The organism is Marinobacter sp. (assembly GCF_041687235.1).
Lineage (GTDB): Bacteria > Pseudomonadota > Gammaproteobacteria > Pseudomonadales > Oleiphilaceae > Marinobacter.
Genome location: NZ_JAWLCH010000001.1, coordinates 476,314 through 492,598, shown reverse-complemented (window position 1 = coordinate 492,598; position 16,285 = coordinate 476,314). Strand labels below are relative to the sequence as shown.

The window sequence follows — 16,285 nt, the reverse complement described above, 5'->3', positions numbered from 1 at the left end:
TCCCGGCCACGGATCAGGCCGGACCATCAGATCATTGTTGTTGGCATTGGCGCCGGACCATCGATTTCCCTCCCTCGGGAATAGATGCTCCGGCTTTTTTTGTTGTGTGGGAGGCAGAACCGGAATGAGCAAGAAAACCCTGATCGTGATTGGCAACGGCATGGTCGGCCATCACTTCCTGGAACAATTCTGCGCCAGCCCGGCCGCTGCCGATTTCGAGATCATCGTGTTCGGCGAGGAAAAACAGCTGGCCTATGACCGGGTCCACCTGTCCGAGTATTTCGGCGGCTCCAGCCATGCGGATCTCGCCATGGGCACGCTGGAGTGGTACAGCGAGCAGGGCATTCAACTGCACCTGAACGAACAGGTAACCGGCATCAACCGGGAACATCGCACCCTGGAAACGCCCCGTGGCAGCTACCGGTACGACGAACTGGTGCTGGCCACCGGCTCCTATCCGTTCGTACCACCGATCAAGGGCAATGATCGCCCGCACTGCCTGGTTTACCGGACCCTGGATGACCTGGATGCCATTCGCGCCAGCTCGGAAGGTGCCCGCACAGGCGTGGTGGTAGGCGGCGGTCTGCTGGGTCTTGAAGCGGCCAATGCGCTCAAGAGCCTGGGACTGGAAGCCCACGTGGTGGAATTTGCCCCCCGACTGATGCCGGTTCAGCTGGATGCCGATGGCGGCGCCCTGCTGCGCCACAAGATCGAGGAGCTGGGCGTTCAGGTGCACACCGAGAAGGCGACCACAGCGATTACCGAGGGCGAGGATGCCCGTCTGCGCATGAGTTTCAGCGACCAATCCTTCCTCGAGACAGATCTGATCGTCTTCTCAGCCGGTATCCGCCCCCAGGACGCCCTGGCCCGGGCCAGTGGACTGGAGATCGGCGAGCGCGGCGGCATCGTGATCGATAACCACTGCACCACGTCGGACCCCCATGTGCACGCCATTGGCGAGTGCGCGCTCTGGGAACAGAAAATTTTCGGTCTGGTGGCACCCGGCTACACCATGGCCCGCACTTTATCTGCGGCCCTGAACGGTGATCAAGAGACTGCCTTTACCGGGGCCGACATGAGCACCAAGCTCAAACTGCTGGGCGTGGACGTGGGTTCCATCGGTGACGCCCACGCCCAGACCCCGGGCGCTCGCAACATCCGCTTCAACGATGAGCAGGCCGGCCACTATCGCCGCATGGTGATCAGTGAAGACGGCAAGACACTGCTGGGCGCCATTCTGGTAGGTGACAACAGCCACTATGACACCCTTTTACAATACGCCCTCAACGGCATCACTCTGCCGGAGAATCCGGAAACCCTGATCCTGCCGGAAAGCCAGGGCGGGGCGCCGGCCCTGGGCCCCGATGCCCTGCCGGAAACCGCCTCCATCTGCTCCTGCCACAACGTGACCAAGGGGGATATCTGTGGCGCCATCGATGCCGGCTGTTCCGACCTCGGCAGCGTCAAGGCCGAAACCAAGGCCAGCACCGGCTGTGGCGGCTGCACAGCCCTGCTCAAGAACGTGGTGGACAGCGAGCTGGAAAAGCGCGGTGTGGAAGTCAGCAAGGATCTGTGCGAGCACTTCCCGTACAGCCGCCAGGAACTATTCCATATCGTGAAGGTGAACGGCATCCGCACCTTCCGGACCCTGATCAGTCAGCACGGCAAGGGTCATGGCTGCGACATCTGCAAACCGGCGGTGGCCTCGATCCTGGCCACCTGCTGGAACGAGCACATCCTGGCCACGGATCACGTGCCGCTGCAGGACACCAACGACACTTTCATGGCCAACATGCAGAAGAACGGCACCTACTCCATCGTGCCGCGCATCCCCGGTGGCGAGATCACCCCGGACAAACTGATTACGCTGGGTGAGGTGGCCAAGGAATACGATCTCTACACCAAGATCACCGGCGGCCAGCGAGTGGATCTGTTCGGCGCCACCCTGAGCCAGTTACCGGAGATCTGGGAAAAGCTGATCGCCGCCGGCTTCGAGACCGGCCACGCCTACGGCAAATCCCTGCGCACCGTGAAATCCTGCGTCGGCAATACCTGGTGCCGTTACGGTGTGCAGGACAGCGTGGGCATGGCGATTCGCCTGGAAGACCGCTACAAGGGTCTGCGGGCGCCTCACAAAGTGAAGATGGCGGTCTCGGGCTGCACCCGGGAATGTGCCGAAGCCCAGAGCAAGGACTTTGGTGTGATCGCCACGGAGAACGGCTGGAACCTGTATGTCTGCGGCAACGGCGGCATGCGGCCACGCCACGCCGATCTGTTTGCCACGGATCTGTCTGATGAAGAACTGATCCGCACCATTGACCGGGTGGTGATGTTTTACGTGCGCACCGCCGACCGGCTACAGCGCACCAGTGTCTGGATGGAAAACCTGGAAGGCGGCCTGGAGTACCTGAAGCAGGTGGTGCTGGAGGACAGTCTGGGAATCGGCGCAGAACTGGAGGAGCACATGGAGGGGATCGTCGGCACCTACCAGTGCGAGTGGAAGACGGCTGTCGAGGATCCGGAGAAGCGGAAGCGCTTCCGGGAGTTTGTGAATGCGCCTTCGCAACGCGATCCGGTTCAGGAGTGGACGGTTGAGCGGGGGCAGCGGCGGCCTGTTTTGGAGTCTGCGTAGACTTTAGGTTCTGGTGAAGAGCAAGGCGCCATGGGGGTGCTTTTCTTCTGGGAAAAACAACTCGCTTCGCTCAGACATCTTTTTCCCGCCAGAAAAGCACCCCCATACCACCTCGCGCACCAGGCTTCCGTGGTATCGCTTGTAACGCATAGTTGAAATAAACGCAGAAGGAATAGGAGAAACACGATGAAACCACGCACACGTTGGGAAGCCGTCTGTACCGTAGAAGATCTGGTACCGGAATCGGGCATTGCGGTATGGACCGAAGAAGGACCGGTGGCGGTGTTTTATCTGCCGCATCGGCTGCCGGCGTTGTTTGCCATCAGTCACACAGATCCGTTCAGCGGCTCGAATGTGCTGGCCCGGGGGATTACCGGGGATTTGAAGGGTGAGCCGGTGGTGGCGTCGCCGTTGTACAAGCAGCATTTCAGTCTGCGCACCGGCGTTTGTCTGGAAGACGATATCGTACGGGTCAAAACCTATCCGGTGCTGCTGGATGGCAATCAGATCCGACTTGAAGTCCGGGCCAATCAGCGAGAGTCAATCGCTGCCTGAAGCCGGCAAGAGCCGGCGCGTGGTATGGGAGGTCTTTGTGCAGGGGAAAAGATGTCTGAGCGAAGCGAGTTGCTTTTCCCCGGAACAAAGGCCTCCCATGGCGTGTGACGGCGATACTCCCAGCTCAGACCTCCCCAGTACGGCGCAACCGCCAACGCTCCCGCCAGCCAAGAACAAAGATGGTCAGTGACGGCAAGAAGGTCACCGTCACGATGGCTGCCCCCAGCAGGCCGAAGAGGACGATGGCTCCGACACCGCGATAAAGCTCGGTACCTTCGCCCGGCAGGAACACCAGGGGCGAGAGACCGCAAATGGTGGTCAGCGTGGTCATGGCAATGGGTCGCAGGCGGGTCTGGACGGCGCCGGTGACGGCTTGCACCACGGTAACGCCCTTCTGACGCAGGTTCTGCCGGGCCTGATCCACCACCAGGATCGGGTTGTTCACCACCGTTCCCATCAGGATCAGGAAGCCCAGCATGGTGATCATGTCAAAGGGCTGTGTCAGGGGCTGGAGGCCGATCATGGGCAGCAGGCCACCCACCAGGTTCATCAGGGCCAGGCCCACGATGCCGCCAGCAACGCCCAGGGGGATCGCAGTCATAATCAGCAACGGGAATCCCCAGTGGGCGAATATGGCCACCAGCAGCAGGTAGACAATCGCGATGGCAATGATGAAATTACCAGTCAGTGCGTCCCGCGTGGCATTCAGCTGGTCGCTGGCGCCGGAGATGTCCACGTTGACATTGGCCGGCAAGTCACCGCTGTCACGCATGGACTGCAGTAATTCCGTGCGCACCCGCTCAACTCCGGCTTCCAGAGGCACGTCGGCCGGGGGTATCACGTTCAGGGTCACGGTGCGGCGGCCATCGACGCGGCGTACGGTGCTGGTATCCACGGTCTCCTCGATGGTGGCCAGGCTCGACAGGGGCAACGTGGCCCCCTGGGGCGTATGCACCATGACATCCGGCAGATCATCCAGGGCCGGGTTACGGCCTTCACTGCCATAGACGTAGATATCGATCTTCTCGTCATCCAGGAAGAAATCGTCAACATAGCTGCCCTCGGTAAGCGAAGCCACGGTAAAACCAATCCCCTCGGCGCCCAGGCCAAGTTCGGCAGCACGATCCCAGTCGGGCATGATCTGGATCAGCGGTTGCGCCAGGGATAGCGTGGAAGGCTGGCTCTGAATGCGGGGATTGTCGAAGATTTCCTCGGCCCGCCGGTAAGCGGCATTGGCAGCACGGTACACCGAGACCAGGTCCGGACCGGAGACATCCAGGTTGATGCTGCGGGTGCCGCCATCATTGCTGGAAATAATGGACCCCTTCGCGGCAAAGGCGCGCATGCCCGGGAACTGCTCATAGAAACGGGTAATCTCATCCATCAAGGCTTCAATATGCCGCGGGTTCAGTGTTTCCGCGATGATCCGCACCCGGGTCGGGGTTACCTGCATGTTGAGATAGGCCATGGGCGGCACGCTGGTTTCGCCGGCGGCGTAGGCCTCACCATCAGCGTTGACGTGGGGCAGGAAGTGGTCTTCGACCTGGCGGGCAATGGCTTCCATTTCAGACAGGTTATAACCGGGCGGCGCCGACATGGCGGCAAAGGTCTTGGGTTCCTCGCCCTCGGGCAGGTACTCCGCGGGCGGGGTCAGCACGAGGATCACCCAGAGGCTGAAGCCAACGGTCGCAGCCATGACCAGAACCCTGCGCACCGTGCCGTTTACAAGCCACTTTACCGCGGCCATGACAGCTCCACTCCAGCGTCCGGAAGTTTCATTACCATACTGATCGGTTTTCACGCCCCGCCGGCCGAAATCCAGCCGCGCACAGAGCGTGGGAATAATGGTGGTTGCCACCAGCATTGACGCCAGAATGGCAGCGGAGATCGCTATCGCCACATCCGAGTACAACTGACCGGCTTCTTCCTCGATAAACAGGATCGGCAGGAAAACCAGGATGGTTGTGGTGGTTGACGCCAACACGGCAGGCCAGACTTCGCGAACACCCTTGAGGGCGGATTCAAATCGGTCCAGCCCCAGCCGCCGGTGTCGCTCGATGTTTTCCAGCACCACGATACTGTTATCCACCGTCATGCCGATGGCAAAGGCAATACCGGCCAGGGAAATCACGTTGATGGTGCGGCCGGTGATCAGTAAGCCGATAAACGCCGCTATCGCGCACAGCGGAATGCCCACCACGCCGGCAAACGTCGCCCGGCCAGACCTCAGAAACAGAAACATCACCAGAGTTGCGAAGGCAGCACCAATCCCCAGGTTGGTCCAGACATTGGCCACGGAGGCTTCCACGTAGCGAGCATCATCCGCCGTGAGGCCCAGGCTCATGCCCGCAGGCTCCAGCACTTCCCGGTTGATAGCCGCCACTTCCCCCATCATGGCGTGCTTGATATCAATCACGTTGGAACCGCTTTCCCGGCGGACCTGAAGTCCGATCACCCGCTGGCCGTTGATGATGGACAGTTCACGTATCCGGGAGTGGCCCTGCTGCACCTGAGCCACTTCACCCAGCCGCACCACACTGTCCCCCTGCCTGCGAACCACCAGCTGCTCCAGGGATTCAACATCGTCAAAGCGCCCCACAGTACGCAGAAGATAGCGGCGCTTTCCCGAATCGATCTCGCCACCGGAAATATCCTGGTTGCGGGCCACGATGGCATCGCGCAGATCCACCAGACTCAGGCCACGCTGGGCCAGGGCCGCTTCGTCGACAATGATCTGCATCTGCCGGTCGGCGCCGCCGCCGACAGTTACCTCGGAGACTCCGGGCACACTCTCCATCCTGGGTCGCACGCGATCTTCAATGAAATCGCGCATCAGCTCGATATCCAGCTCCCGGGGGTTCCCCTCGAGGGTGGCTATCCGGAAGTACATGAATGCATTCGACGAAAATGACGCGGCAACAATCCTCGGCTCGTCCACGTTGCGGGGATAGTCGGAAACCTGACTCAGGGCGTTGTTGATCTGGATAAGGGTCTCGGTAATATCCACGCCGAACGGAAACTCCAGCTCGATTTCCGCCGAGCCACTGGAGGCGGTAGCGGTCATCCGGCTGAGATTCGGGACATTGCGCAGGAAACGTTCCTGCTCAATCAGGATCTCTTTCTCAATGTCCTGGGGCGTGGCGCCAGGCCAGCTGGTTTCGACCGTGACAGTGCGCACCTCCAGGTCCGGAATCATCTGGACCGGAATCCGGAGCGCGGCGGCCGCACCCAGAATGGCAACAATCAGGGCAATAACGGTCACCAGGGTGCCGTGGCGGATAATACCGGCGAACATCAGCGGCTCTCCCGTTCGGCAACCTGCACGCTGATACCCTCGCTAAGGGATTCATTGCCACGGACCACGACCCGCTGGTCTGATTCGAGACCGCTGGTCACTTGTACCCGGCCCTCGAAGCTTGTACCCAGGCGCACCCGTTTCTCCCGCACAGTCCAGGTATCTTCATCCTCCGGCTCAGCGATCCATACCGTGGTCCGCCCCTCGGGATAGCGATTGATGGCATCCCGTGAAACAGTCAGCCCGCGTTCGCCGGTGGTTACCCGCAAGACCGCCTGGGTCGCCATGCCCGGAAGCAGCTTTACGGAGTCAGGCTTTACGGCTCGAAGGAGAAAGGTTCGGGACTGGGGATCGTTGATCGGCACCAGGACATCGATAACCGCTCTGCTCCGATCCTCTCCGTTCTGGATCAGCAGCTGGCTGTTATCGTCGATGCGTTTGAAGAAGGTTTGAGGTACCTGGAAGTCCAGGCGCAGATTATCGGTATCCACCAGTGTCAGCAGCTGGTCACCCGGGGTTACCCATTCCCCGAGATCCCTCGAGCGCTGGCTGACCACGCCGTCGAAGGGTGCTGCCACACGGTGGCGCCCGGCCCGAACGTCAACCTGTCGACGGACCGCCTCCAGGCGAGCAAGGGTAGCCTCGCGGGCGGCAACTTCACTTTCCCGGGCACTCACCTCCGTGGCCGCAATGTTACGCCCTGCGCCGACGGACCGGGCCTCGCGCAGCCGGCGCTCGGCTTCCTCCAGACGACTGCGCGCCTCTTCCGCCTCAGCCCGGGCGGAGGCCAACTCCCAGGTCACCATTTCATCGTCCAGTTTCACCAGCACATCGCCCTGCGAGACACGATCTCCGGTTTCCACACGAACCTCGTCCAGCAGTCCTGCAACGGAAACGGATATGCCGGATACTCGAAGAGCGTTCACGGTGCCGTTCAGGGTCACTTCCTGGACGATATCTTCCGAAGACACGGTTTCCAGCTGGACACTTGGCAAGTCCTGGGCAGCGATAAACGGCGGAAACAGACTGCCCACAAGTAATAAAGCACCTTGCAGGCTCCTCATGAGGGTAGCCACATCCTTTTCTCCAAAAATCGTTCGATGGATGCAATTGCTAACGTTAGTTTATGGCTTACGACGAAAAACCCTGTCCGGACCTTGCGGGCCGTTTGGCCCGGCCGGTAAAAGGAATCCGCATAGGGGCCAATCCCGTTGCCATTTATCTGCGCTACTATTGTCACAGTACCGACAACAAGGACGCCCTGTGAAACCCCTCAGCCCTACGGATCAGCTTTTTCTCTGGCTAGAAAAGCGGCAGCAGCCCATGCACGTTGGCGGGCTTCAGCTGTTCTCCTTCCCGGACGACGCACCGGATGATTACGTGGCCCGGCTGGCCGATCGGCTCAGGCAGTACACGAAGGTGACTCCTCCATTTAATCAGCGCCTGGATTACCGTTTCGGCCAGCCGGTCTGGGTGGAAGACGAGCACCTGGATCTGGAGCACCATTTCCGGTTCGAAGCACTGCCGACCCCGGGACGGGTCAGGGAATTGTTGTCGTTTGTCTCGGCGGAACACTCCCACCTGATGGACCGGGAGCGACCGCTGTGGGAGTTTCATCTGATTGAGGGATTGGGCGAGCGGCAGTTTGCGGTGTATATCAAGGTGCACCATGCACTGGTGGACGGTGTATCGGCCATGCGGATGGTCACCCAGATGCTGTGCCAGGATACCGGCGAGCGGGACATGCCGCCGATCTGGGCCATGCCACCCCGCCCATCCCGTGAAAAGGATGATGGCGGCCCCTCCCTGTGGCGAATTGTCGGCCATCTGCTGGGGGAATCCGGCAAGCAACTGGGCACGGTGCCCACCGTGGCCCGGGAACTGCTGAGAACCATCAACGACGCCCGCAAAGACCCGGCTTACTCTTCCATTTTCCACGCGCCCCGCAGCATCCTGAACCAGAAGATCACCGGTTCCCGGCGCTTCGCCGCGCAATCCTACTGCCTGAGCCGGATAAAGGGTGTGTGCAAGGCCTATGGAACCACGGTCAATGATGTGGTGATGGCCATGTGCGCCACGGCGCTGCGCAGCTACCTGATGAACCTGGACGCCCTGCCGGAAAAGCCGCTGATCGCCATGGTGCCAGTGTCCCTACGCAAGGATGACAGTTCCGGCGGCAATCAGGTCGGCGTTATCCTCGCCTCGCTGCATACCGATGTCACCAGTCCGGTGACCCGGCTGATGCAGATCCACGAGGATGTGAAAGCCGCCAAGGACCGCTATGCCCACATGTCCCCGGAAGAAATCATCAACTACACCGCCCTGACCCTGGCGCCGGCTGCGTTCAATCTGCTCACCGGCATGGCACCAAAATGGCAGACCTTCAACGTGGTGATTTCGAACGTCCCCGGACCGCGAGAGACTTGCTACTGGAACGGTGCCACGATGGACGGCATGTACCCGGTCTCCATCGCCATGGACCGCCTGGCCCTGAACATGACCCTGACCAGCTACGGCGACCAGGTGGAATTCGGCCTCATCGGTTGCCGCCGCACGCTACCCAGCCTGCAGCGAATGCTCGACTATCTGGAAGAGGCCCTGATCGAACTGGAAACCGCCGCCGGCCTCTAAACCTCACACGAGCCAGCTTTTCCGTTCTGCTTGTTACGGTACATGGCTGCGTCAGCGAGCGAGAACAGGCGTTCCAGATCCCGGGTATCGTCCGGATACAGGGCTATCCCTATGCTCAACCCGACACGGACATCAGTGCCACAACTCAATGGAATCGGCGAATCACCAATTCTGGCGAGATGTGTTTCAATGCGGTCGAGATCGTCCTGGCCATGGATCCCTTCCAGCAGAAGAACAAACTCGTCACCACCGATTCGGGCGACGGTATCCGAGCCTCTGGGGACCGCTCCCAACCGGTTACCAATCGCAATCAGCACTTCATCACCGGCTACATGACCAAAGGTATCGTTGATCTGTTTGAACTTGTTGAGATCCACGACCACCAGGGCAAAACTCTCCCCCGAACGCCGGGCCCGAGCCTTGGCGCCCATGATCCTATCCTGCAATAGCTTCCGGTTCGCCAGGCCGGTGAGCGTATCGTGATTGGCCTGCTTCTCCAGCAAATGCTGGCTTTCCCGCAACTGAAGGTTGACCGCCTCCAACTCCCGCGTGCGTTCGGCGACCCGGCTTTCCAGCTGTCGTTCGTTTTCCTTAACAACCTCCAGTACTTTCTGTCGGCTCCGCAACGCCTGCTTCTGGGCACGCACCCGGGCCCTTTGCAATTCGTTGATCCGGTCCGCCAGGGCCAGGGACAGCAGCAACATCTCCATGGCCGAACCAATCAGCATTGCATTGGTGGTAAAGCTGTTCGAGGGCAGTATGCCCACGTTGTGAAGGGTGATAACCAGGACACCCAGGAGGAAGCACACCCAGGCCAGTACGAAGAACCGGGCTCCGGGCTCCCCTCGCAACAGACTGACCGCACCAAGGAAAAGAGCCCCGGCTACCAGAACCATGGAAATGAGGTTTACTGAAATCGCCGCCAGATGATAGGAACCCAGAATCGCAGTCAGGAAGGTGACGCCGTAAGCGATGCTGAGGCCAGGCATGAGCCATCCAAGTTTCAGCCGAGCCGGCGTGCCGGCGAGGAACCTGTGTACGAACAATGCCCCAAAGACGCCGGCGGCGGCGACTCCGGCGGTTGGCGACAGGTGGACCAACCAGGGCGTTTCAGGCCAAAGGAACTGCCCCGTCAGGCCTGACAAGCCAGCTTGCCCCACGCCCAGGCAGGCTATAAATCCCACATACGTCAGATAGAGTGGGTCACGCAGGGAAAAGAACAGGAACAGGTTGTATACCAGTAGCGCAACGAGAACACCGTAGTAAAGACTTAAAGCTGAGTATGTCTGCTGGTCACTTGCCCACAAGCTGTCTTCCTGCCACAGGGTCACCGGCACTGTGAGTGTGCCGGCGGAACGAACACTCAGGAACAGCTGATAATGGCGGTCGGGAGACAGGCGGGCGGGAAACACGTGGTTTCGGTGGCGGACGGGTTTTTCATGAAACGGTTCGCGGTCACCCGAGCGAAAATGAGCCAACTGTTCGCCATCTTCCAGCAGATAGAAGTCCACATAATCGAGCGAGGCGTGTGCCACCTCAAAAAACCATCGCTCTGAAATTTCAGCCTTCGTCGAGAACTCCAGGGCAAGCCATATCTGATCGGAGGTCAGGCCAAAATTGGTGCGGGAGGGATCAACTGTGGCCGGCTGTTCAAATGCACCGGCTTGGTAAAGCCTGACAGCATCGGTAAAAGGTAGGTCCGATGTCTCATCGCGGTATACCGACATCCACCCCGACAGGGTGTAGGCAGTCTCTTCTCCAACCACAACGGGCGCCAAGGCCGAAGAAGCCAAACTCTGCGGCAGCCACAGTGACAAAAGTATCGCCACCTGACAGAAGGAAAAAACAGACTTCAGCACACGATCTCCGGGAACCTCAACGCAGATGCCCATTGTCCAACGAAAACTTTCCGTTTAAAACGAAAGTCCCGGAAAATGGAGCGCCACTTGATTAACGTCAAGCCCCCGAAGCAGAACTCCTGGTTTAGGTGAACCGGCGTTCCTCGTTCCGGATGGAAATCTGGTTGTTCAGGGTCCAGAAGTCATACAGCACACCGATCAGGAACAGGCCGCCGGTGAACAGGTAGATGATTCCGGTAATCCACTTGCCCATGTACATCCGGTGAATACCGAAAATCCCCAGGAAGGTCAGCAGGATCCAGCCGATGTTGTAGCTGACCTCACCTTCCCGGAACCGAAGGTCCGCCTCCCGGTCCATGGCCGGAATCAGGAACAGGTCAATAATCCAGCCGATAAACAGCAGCCCCAGGGTAAAGAACCAGATGGTGCCGGTAACGGGTTTGCCGTAGTAAAACCGGTGCGAACCCAGGAATCCGAAGATCCATAGCAGGTAGCCGATCAGTTTGCTGTGGGTGTTTGGGCGATCTGTCATGGTTTCTGGGTCCTGTTTTCGGTCTCGTCGGTGGATTCTACTTTGGTTCCCAGCCGGGATGGTTTGGGGGCTGGCCGGGGGGACGGATTATTTTCCCTTGGGAAAAACAACTCGCTTCGCTCAGACATCTTTTTCCTGGCGGGAAAATAATCCGCCCCCCCGTCCGTCAAACTATTGTGGCATAGGAAATAAAAACAAATTAAAACACTTAAATGAATTTCCCGGACGGGCCTCACCTTTGTTCACAGGGCGTGGGGTGGGGCATAAATTTTCAGGGGAAAAAGATGTCTGAGCGAAGCGAGTTGCTTTTTACCCTGAAAATTTATGCCCTGCCCTGCGACCACGCTCCAAACCAGGAGGCCCCAAAAATCAGGGACCAACCTCCGGAGCCGGATCCGGCCCACCCTCGCGAAACTCGCTGGCCGACTTGCCGGTCCACTTCCGGAACGCCCGGCTAAAGTTGGACAGGTCGGCATAGCCCAGCTCGTAGGCAATCTCGCTGACTGATTGGTTGGTATACCGGAGCAACTGGATCGCCCGGTCTTTCAACACCGATTCGACAATTTCCCGATAGCTGGTATCCCGGTCCGCCAGCCGGCGCTTGAGTGTTCGGGACGAGACGCAGAATCGTTCCGCCATGGCTTCCAGTGACGGCAGCGGACCCGGCATCATCCGAAGCATATTGCGAATGGCCATGACGATGTCACCCTGTTCCTTCAGGGCCTTCTGCAGCTCGAACTCGCACTGGTCGCGAGCCATTCGGGAGGCTTCCGCATCGGCCAGGCGCATGCGCACGTTCAAAAGCTCCCGGGGGAACACCATCATTTCGTCGGGCTGGCCGTATTCGAATCGCACAGGAAGCTGATCAGCAAACGGCCGGTACCAGGGTGGCTCGGGCGCGCTGAGGCGAACCGTGACACCCGGCAGCTTGCCGTCCTCCAGGGCGAAGCCGCGCTTTGCGGCATCGTCACGATCCAGCAGTTGCTCGGTCAGCAGAATCAGGGTGGCGCTGACGGTCTCGGCCAGAAACGGATAGAGGCCGGGCACTTCGAATTCGGTGCAGAGTTTTACCAGCACCTGATCATCGGCCTCGGACTGGCTCATACCCAGAAACGGCACCCGCAGATGGAGGTATCGGCGTACGGAATCAAGGGCATCGGCGAAGGTGGGGCTGGTAAGTGCCGCGAAACCCAGGGTGCCATGGATCGTCAGCCGTAGCTCCCGGGCCAGCACAAAGCTCAGACCGTCCTTGCCAGCGAGGTTCAGGGCCCGTTGGGCCATGATGATGGCATCGGTGACAAACACCCGGCTGTCGTTGGACTTGAGATCGTCCGGGGCGACATCCAGGCCTTCATAGAGCAACCGGTCGTTATAGCCCAGTTGACGGACGGTCTCGGCCAGAACCCGCAGATAAGCGCCCGGCACCAGGAACAATCCCAGCATCTGCCGTTCTCTATCCGAACCGGTTGCGCTCATTGGCATTCCTTATTATTGAATTGGCTGAAGCACGTCATTGGACTTTACCAGATGCCTTACACCGCGACAGTGGGGCCCGGCGCACCCTGGTCGCTGTCAGCATAGCCAATCATTTTCCGGGCGGTGTCCCAACCTGATCGACGGCCGTCCTCTTTGCGCATTCCTGCCGGACATTGACTGCCCCACACTGGAGCCATGACATCAGCCAGAGTGAGGAGTACACACATGCTGAGCAGCAAAACCGCAGAAAAGAAGACGGCTCCGGTTACCAGGGCCTCCAACACACCCGACAACGTCACCATCACAGCCCAGCGCATGGGGTTTGAGTTCGGTGAGCAGGTACCCCGTTACTGGGTCGACAACAGCTACACCATCAGTCACATCATGAACGGGCTTTCGGTACTGTTTCCCCAGGGCGAGCAGTTCTTCGTTGATTCGGTAAGAGCGTTCCGGGACAAGATCTCCGATCCCAAACTGAAAGAGGAGATACGCGGGTTCATCGGCCAGGAGGCCATGCATTCCCTGGAGCACATCGCCATGAACCAACACGTTCGCGACCAGGGCATGCCGGTGGAAGAGCTGGAAAAACACCTGGAAGTCGTTCTGGGCATCGCCAAGAAGCTGCCCAAGCGCCACCAGTTGGCCATTACCTGTGCGCTGGAGCACCTTACCGCGATGATGGCCGACATGCTGCTGGAGCGCGACGATGTGCGCCAGGACATGGATGAATCCATGCGTCCGCTGTGGGTCTGGCATGCGATTGAAGAAACCGAGCACAAGGCGGTTGCCTACGATGTGTTCCAGGCTGCCGGCGGGACCTACGCCGAAAGGGCCTTTTATCTCATGTTCAGCACCGCCGCCCTGGGTGTGATGAGCACCTATTTTACCAGCCGGATGATGCTGAACGACCGCAAGAACTTCTCTCTGAAAGACACCGCCACCGGTCTCTGGCGCCTGTGGGGCATAAACGGGACCTTCTCAAGCCTGATTCCCACATGGCTGGAGTACTTCAAACCCGGCTTCCACCCCTGGGATCACGACAACAGCGACCTGATCGCCCGTTTCAAGGAAGAGATCCAGTCACACATTGCACCGCAGTATCAGAAGGGTAATCGCCGCACCCTTCAGTAATCCCGGAAGCAACTCAACTCCCCACCCTGAAGGGAAGCGGGTGGGGAGGTCTTTGTGGAGGGAAAATGATGTCTGAGCGCAGCGAGTTGCCTTTTCCCGGAAGAAAGACCTCCCCACCCGATTCCACACTCCCGGGTCACGCATTCGGCTCAGCGACGCCAGAGCGAATAACCTCTCCCTTCCGCCAAAGCCGCCATTCACCCGGCTGGTAAACATCCCACTTTTCATCGGTGGTCAGAGGTTCAGTAACGATCACGCTGACGATATCGTTGGGCGTAGTCTCCGATTCAAAGTCCACCGTCACGTCCGCGTCTTTCAGACGAGCGGGACCAAACGGAGCCCGTCGGGTAATGCTGGCCATTTTGGTGGTGCAATAGGTAAACAGCCAGTCGCCGTTGCTGAGCAGGAGGTTGAACACGCCCTGGCTGGCGTAAGCCATCGACAGGCGCACCAGTCGGTCAATGATATGGTCGGTGGAAGTGCTTCGGTCACAATGGCTGCGCAAGTGGTTGAGGATGTCGCAGAACAGGGCTTCGCTGTCGGTGGTGCCGACCGGCTCATAGAATCCCGGAGTCGAACGGAAGCCGGAGAGCTGGCCGTTGTGGGCGAAGACCCAGTAACGGCCCCAGAGCTCACGCATGAACGGATGGGTGTTGGCCAGGCAGATGTCGCCAACGTTGGCCTGGCGAATGTGGCAGATGGCCACTTCACTCTTGATCGGGTGAGTCTGGACCACTTCAGCAATGCGGGAATTGGCGCTGGCGTCGGCATCATGGAAGGCCCGGACGCCTTTACCCTCGTAAAATGCGACACCCCAACCGTCTTTATGGGGGCCGGTTTCTCCGCCCCGCCGGGTCAGCCCGGTGAAGCTGAAACACAGGTCGGTGGGTGTATTGGCGCTCATGGCCAGCAGTTCACACATGGGCTACTTCAATCTTGCAGGAGAATGATAGCCCCAAGAATACCGGAATCAGCCCGCTTCGACAGTCAGAATCTCAAGCTGACGGGGGTTATGACCGGCGCCGACCACACGATTCCGCCCTGCTCGCTTGCCCCTGTAAAGCCATCGATCTGCAACCCGGAACAGACTCTCGGCTTCGCGACCATGGTCTGGCCACTGGGCAATCCCGAAGGACGCAGTCACCCGAATGCGGGCGTCGCCATAAGGCAGTTCGCGCTCAGAGATTCGCTGGCGCAGCTCGTCCATCAGGACAAACGCATCTGCCGGCTTCACATCCCTCAGAATCAGGCCGAACTCCTCGCCACCGAGGCGGCCGACAAAGTCCGTGCTTCTCAGGCGCTCGGTCAGGCATCGGCTGATGTTCTTGAGCACGTAGTCGCCGGCCTCATGGCCCAGGGTGTCGTTGACAACCTTGAAATGGTCAATATCCATTACCACCAGCGCAAATCCGGAACCACTGCGGTCACACTCGGCGATCGTACGGTTCAGGGTACCCTGGAAGTTGCTGCGGTTGGCGAGGCCGGTCAGCGCGTCCGTCTGGGCCATATCCACCAGACGCTGTTCGGCCTCTTCACGGCGCACCTCGTACAGGTGGATGAAGGCCAGCATCAGCCCGCCGCACAAGACCATGTTAAGCAGATCGATCATGGCGTGGGGATTGCCCACATGGCCAAGGTGGATGTAATAGATCACGCCGCCGGCCAGCATGAAGGGCGCGCTGAGAACCATGCCTTCGTGCTTGCCCAGCAGCAAATAGGCCAGTACCGGCATCATCAACACCCAGACAAACGCGGCCACCGAGGCTTCCGGCAACAGCATGATCACGAGGAAGAAGGCGAACAGTGTTACCAGATAGGCGTAGATCCAACGCTGCAGGTAGGGTGTGGATTTCAGGCGCCAGACGCCGAAATAGAGCAACGCACTGGCACAAAGCTCCCCGACACCCACCCAGAGATGATCATTGAGAATCTGCAGGCACGCGAAAACCACCAGCGCCGAGCCGGTAACCAGAAAAAGCAGCCGCATCAGTGAGCGGCGATGACTGTCGCGCAGACCCGAGCGGCTCTGTTCCAGAGTGGCCCCCAGGTCGGAATGGTGAGGCGTATTCATGCTGACTCTTCCTTGGATCAGCTTCCGAGTATAGCCACGAAAAACTGTTTGTAAAATGTACAGCAGACTCCGGCAATCACCGGAGTCCACAACAGACACAATT

At 59.5% G+C, this 16,285-nt stretch carries 11 protein-coding genes; 4 read left to right on the top strand and 7 right to left on the bottom strand.

Going from position 1 to position 16,285, the window contains the following annotated elements; all coding sequences use genetic code 11:
* Positions 1-124 precede the first annotated feature (124 nt).
* Both nirB and nirD read left to right on the top strand, forming a co-directional pair.
* Entirely contained in the window at positions 125-2,632 is a 2,508-nt protein-coding gene (nirB, locus tag ACESMK_RS02085) for a nitrite reductase large subunit NirB (RefSeq protein WP_372994776.1), read from the top strand.
* Between the two features lie 186 nt (positions 2,633-2,818).
* Positions 2,819-3,187: a nitrite reductase small subunit NirD gene (nirD, locus tag ACESMK_RS02080; protein ID WP_372994774.1), complete on the top strand. Its 369-nt coding sequence runs from the start codon at positions 2,819-2,821 to the stop codon at positions 3,185-3,187.
* Between the two features lie 124 nt (positions 3,188-3,311).
* Here nirD and ACESMK_RS02075 read toward each other — a convergent pair whose 3' ends face one another.
* Both ACESMK_RS02075 and ACESMK_RS02070 read right to left on the bottom strand, forming a co-directional pair.
* Complete coding sequence (locus tag ACESMK_RS02075; protein WP_372994772.1) at positions 3,312-6,482, bottom strand: efflux RND transporter permease subunit; 3,171 nt, start codon at positions 6,480-6,482, stop codon at positions 3,312-3,314.
* Entirely contained in the window at positions 6,482-7,546 is a 1,065-nt protein-coding gene (locus tag ACESMK_RS02070; RefSeq protein WP_372994770.1) for an efflux RND transporter periplasmic adaptor subunit, read from the bottom strand. The genes ACESMK_RS02075 and ACESMK_RS02070 overlap by 1 nt, the downstream gene beginning before the upstream one ends.
* Before the next feature lie 199 nt (positions 7,547-7,745).
* On the opposite strand from ACESMK_RS02070, the gene ACESMK_RS02065 reads away from it, so the two are divergent.
* Positions 7,746-9,113, top strand: a complete 1,368-nt coding sequence (locus ACESMK_RS02065) for a WS/DGAT/MGAT family O-acyltransferase (RefSeq protein WP_372994768.1) — start codon at positions 7,746-7,748, stop codon at positions 9,111-9,113.
* Here ACESMK_RS02065 and ACESMK_RS02060 read toward each other — a convergent pair.
* The 3 genes from ACESMK_RS02060 to ACESMK_RS02050 form a co-directional block, all read right to left on the bottom strand.
* Positions 9,110-10,972 (bottom strand): 7TM diverse intracellular signaling domain-containing protein, encoded by a 1,863-nt coding sequence (locus tag ACESMK_RS02060; RefSeq protein WP_372994767.1) that lies wholly within the window; start codon positions 10,970-10,972, stop codon positions 9,110-9,112. The two genes, ACESMK_RS02065 and ACESMK_RS02060, sit on opposite strands and share 4 nt — an antisense overlap.
* Positions 10,973-11,096: 124 nt before the next feature.
* Complete coding sequence (locus ACESMK_RS02055) at positions 11,097-11,504, bottom strand: NINE protein (protein WP_372994765.1); 408 nt, start codon at positions 11,502-11,504, stop codon at positions 11,097-11,099.
* A gap of 369 nt (positions 11,505-11,873) precedes the next feature.
* Positions 11,874-12,980, bottom strand: a complete 1,107-nt coding sequence (locus ACESMK_RS02050) for a helix-turn-helix domain-containing protein (RefSeq protein WP_372994763.1) — start codon at positions 12,978-12,980, stop codon at positions 11,874-11,876.
* A 225-nt stretch (positions 12,981-13,205) separates the two neighbouring features.
* Between ACESMK_RS02050 and ACESMK_RS02045 the strand changes: the two genes are divergently transcribed.
* Positions 13,206-14,111 carry a metal-dependent hydrolase gene (locus tag ACESMK_RS02045; protein WP_372994761.1) on the top strand — a complete coding sequence of 302 codons (906 nt, stop codon included), beginning with the start codon at positions 13,206-13,208 and terminating at the stop codon, positions 14,109-14,111.
* Between the two features lie 136 nt (positions 14,112-14,247).
* Here ACESMK_RS02045 and ACESMK_RS02040 read toward each other — a convergent pair whose 3' ends face one another.
* Entirely contained in the window at positions 14,248-15,033 is a 786-nt protein-coding gene (locus ACESMK_RS02040; RefSeq protein WP_372994759.1) for a class II glutamine amidotransferase, read from the bottom strand.
* Positions 15,034-15,081: 48 nt separating this feature from the next.
* Positions 15,082-16,182, bottom strand: coding sequence for a GGDEF domain-containing protein (locus ACESMK_RS02035; protein ID WP_372994757.1), 1,101 nt, complete (start codon positions 16,180-16,182; stop codon positions 15,082-15,084).
* Positions 16,183-16,285: the final 103 nt, after the last annotated feature.